The 3342-nt window shown below is 61.7% G+C and carries 2 protein-coding genes and 1 pseudogene; all 3 read left to right on the top strand.

Features of this window, described 5'->3' with window-relative positions; all coding sequences use genetic code 11:
• The coding region (locus tag EV649_RS40660) for an RHS repeat-associated core domain-containing protein (RefSeq protein WP_130389092.1) at window positions 1–893 on the top strand (893 nt) is incomplete at its 5' end.
• A gap of 209 nt (window positions 894–1102) precedes the next feature.
• Window positions 1103–1957: a hypothetical protein gene (locus tag EV649_RS40655; RefSeq protein WP_130389091.1), complete on the top strand. Its 855-nt coding sequence runs from the start codon at window positions 1103–1105 to the stop codon at window positions 1955–1957.
• A 340-nt stretch (window positions 1958–2297) separates the two neighbouring features.
• A pseudogene (locus tag EV649_RS40650) lies at window positions 2298–3342 on the top strand (hypothetical protein); the annotation flags it as partial.

Raw genomic sequence — 3342 nt, 5'->3', positions numbered from 1 at the left:
ACCCCTACCGCTTCAACAGCAAACGGTTCGACGGCGCCACCGGCACCTACGACATGGGCTTCCGCGAGTACAACCCAGGCCTCAACCGGTACCTCTCCCGCGACTACTACAACGGCGCCCTGCAAGACCTCGCCCTCGGCACCGATCCATGGAACACCAACCGCTATGCCTTCGCCGGCGGCAACCCCATCAGCGGCATCGAACTCGATGGTCACATCGCCATTGACGAATATGGCGAGCAGTACGCGACCGACACGCCGGATCACGACAGAGCCGTAATCGCCAGCGTTGATCCCGCGCACGAGTGGATGAGGTCGAACGGGTTTGAAGGAGAAGTGACCATCGATACTGGGTCTCGGCGAAATCCAGAAAACCGCGTTGAAGGGGCAGGGCCGAACGGCGGAGCCGGATACCCCGATCTCCTCATTACCGGGAAAGGTAAAGATGAAGGGACATTTCTCGTCTATGAGGTGAAGCCTAATAACGCTTATGGTCATGCCGATGGACCTAAAGACCTGCAGCGGTACATTAAGGGCCTTCAATTGGCGCACCCCGGTGCGGTGGTTAAAGCTGGACCAGACCTGCGGCGCAATCCATTCCCTGCAACCAAGGGGAAGCTGGGAACCGTGTGGTCGAACAAGCGGTGGCCGACGGACGCACGAACGTTTCCGGGCATGCGGTGGTACGGCACCAACGACCCGCCGAAGACCCCTTCTCGGCCCACGCAGGGGAAGCAGAACGAGTCGGACGACGAGGAGCAAGATAGAAGGTGGCTCACTCCGCCACAGCCGGACCCAAATCTAGGGGCAGAAGTAGGTGCGCTCATCGGGGCCACTGTGGTAGGCGGTGTAGTGTGTCTCGTGACTATCGGTCTGGGGTGCGCGATGCAATGATGGCCGCCAGGCGTGAGTAACAGCGGATGCATTTGCCGTCGTCCTGTGGCCACGGTTCTGTTGCCGAACCGTGGCCACAGGCGCGCAGTCGCCATGTGCTTGAACGTGCCGCGAAGACGACATCCCGGAGCAGTCTTTGCCCCGTCTCGAGCCGATATCAGATCTCCTAATGACAGGTGCTGGCGAACGGTCGAACGAGAAGGTTGGCGATGATGATCCAGGCGCAGATTACCGCCCGGCTAGACAGTGAAAGCGAGTTCGTGGCGTTGTCTCGCTCGTGGATGACGGAGGCGCGAGCAAGGTTGTTCGCCGAATTGTCGCGTCGACTCGATGAGGGTGACGATTCGGTCTCTGGAGCGATCCTGAGAGTGGGGGCGCCTTCGCTGGGAGCGTGGCAATGGTCGGCCCCATATTCGAGCAAGGCTTTCGATGCGGTACTTGAGTCGCTGGCTGAAGGCCGAGGTGAAGGCACGGAGTGGATGGTGGACGATGCGATGAGTCTCGACTCGCTGTCATGCTCGTCGGCGATGGTGGGTGTTGACGTTGACGAAGCCTGGGGGTCCTGGGCCATCTTCAAGGTAGAAGCCGGCTTCCCTGGAAGTGCGACGCCAGTCGCAGTGCAGGAGGACCTCCTCACGTTCATCGCCGAGTTTGCTGACAAGGCAAGGGCGTCATTCGGAAACATAACGGATGACAACGAATACAGCAGAACGTCGCTCGAGGTCTTCCTGCCACGATTGATCGACGATGGCGTTCGTGAAAGTGGCAGCGTCCTGCGGGGCTACTCGTGGGTCACGGTATGTCCGCCCGCTCTGGTTGAGCGTCTTGGCGGATTCGCCGCGCTGAACAACACCGGAGCCTTCTACGAGGTCCGGCCGCTGGCCTACGGGGCCGCGCTACTTCGGTCCACCGATCGGCTGGAGCACTACGACCAGCCCGCCATGCTGAGGGTATTTGAGGCGCTGGCACCGGTGCTTCCTCAGGGTCAGCCGAGGAAGTTGCCTGTCTTTGAGGGACAGGTGACGCCTAGACTCGTGTATGCAGATGCGAAGGATTATGCCTGATGCGCGTTCGCGGCGAGATCGAGTCCGCGGCCACCACGTCTGCGGTCGCAGGCTGCGGCCGACGAGATCCTAAGAAGTCGTTGTAGGGCACCGACCCGCACGGCGACGCAGAAACACTGACAGATGAGTCGACGGGCACGACAACAACTGGCGAGTCCTGCCCGATGTCGCAGGTTCGTTCGACGTCTACGCATCCTGCCCAGTCAACACAGGTGCGACGACCGCGGCGACGTACACGATCAATCACTCCACCGGCGCTGCCACGAAGACCGTCGACCAGAAGGCCTGCACGGCGGCCACCCCGTGGGTCAATCTCGGTAACTATTCGTTCCCGAATGGTGTGGCGAAGACGATCACGTTGAAGCCGTCGGCTGTGGGTGTGGTGACTGCGGATGCGATCAAGCTGGTCTCGACCAGCCCGGTGGAGTCCCGGTCGTACACCTACAACTACGACCTGAACGGCCAGCAGACCGAGGTCAAGGACAACAACCCCAACGCCGCCACCGACACCTTCAAGATCACCACCGACAACCTTGGCCGCACCACGCAGGTGCAGGAGCTGAAGGGCGCCACCAACAAAGCGCAGACCGACTACACCTACGACCTCGACTCCAATGTCTTGTCCACCAACGCTCAACGCGAGGCGGACGCGGGCATCGGCAGCCCCGCGGTGGGGCGGTACACCGGCTACACGTGGGATGTCCGCAACCTGGTCGACACTGTCAAGGCTGGCGCTTCGCCGACGGGGACGTTGGATACCTGGAGCTACACCTACGACGGGCGTGGTCTGCGTTCGACGATCACCAAGCCCAATGGCAACCTGGCCACGTTCACCTATCACGAGGACGGGCTGCCGCGGATTCAGTCTGAGAAGACCAGCGGCAGCAAGCTGGTCTCGTCTCATTCGCTGCGCTACACCTCCGACGGTGATCGTTCGCAGGACGTCGAGAAGCTGCTCAAGGCGAACAGCTCGGAGTATCTGGATCAGGCGTCGAACTACTCCTACACCCCGGCTCGTCAGCTCGAGGCGGTCGTGAAGACCGGTGTGGAGAAGGGTGACAGCGAGTCCTACGAGTACGACGCGGCCGGCAACACCACGAAGCAGACGATCGGCGCGACGACCTCGACGATGACCTACGACCGCAACCGGCTGACCAAAACGGTCACCGGCACGACGACCCTGAACCAGCGTTACGACCCGTTCGGCCGCTCCACGACGTCGGATGTTGGTGCGCAGGTGGTGGAGCAGAACGCCTACGACGGCTACGACCGCCTGGTCCGCCAGCAAAGGTTCGACACCGCCGGCGCCCCAACGTTCACCCGCAACCAGACCTACGACGCGTTCGACCGCGTCACGAATCAGTCCGAAAAGGTCGGCGCCAACG

The organism is Kribbella sp. VKM Ac-2569, from assembly GCF_004216905.1.
GTDB lineage: Bacteria > Actinomycetota > Actinomycetes > Propionibacteriales > Kribbellaceae > Kribbella.
The sequence above is the reverse complement of the archived record's forward strand: the minus strand, read 5'-3'. Positions and strand labels throughout refer to the sequence as shown.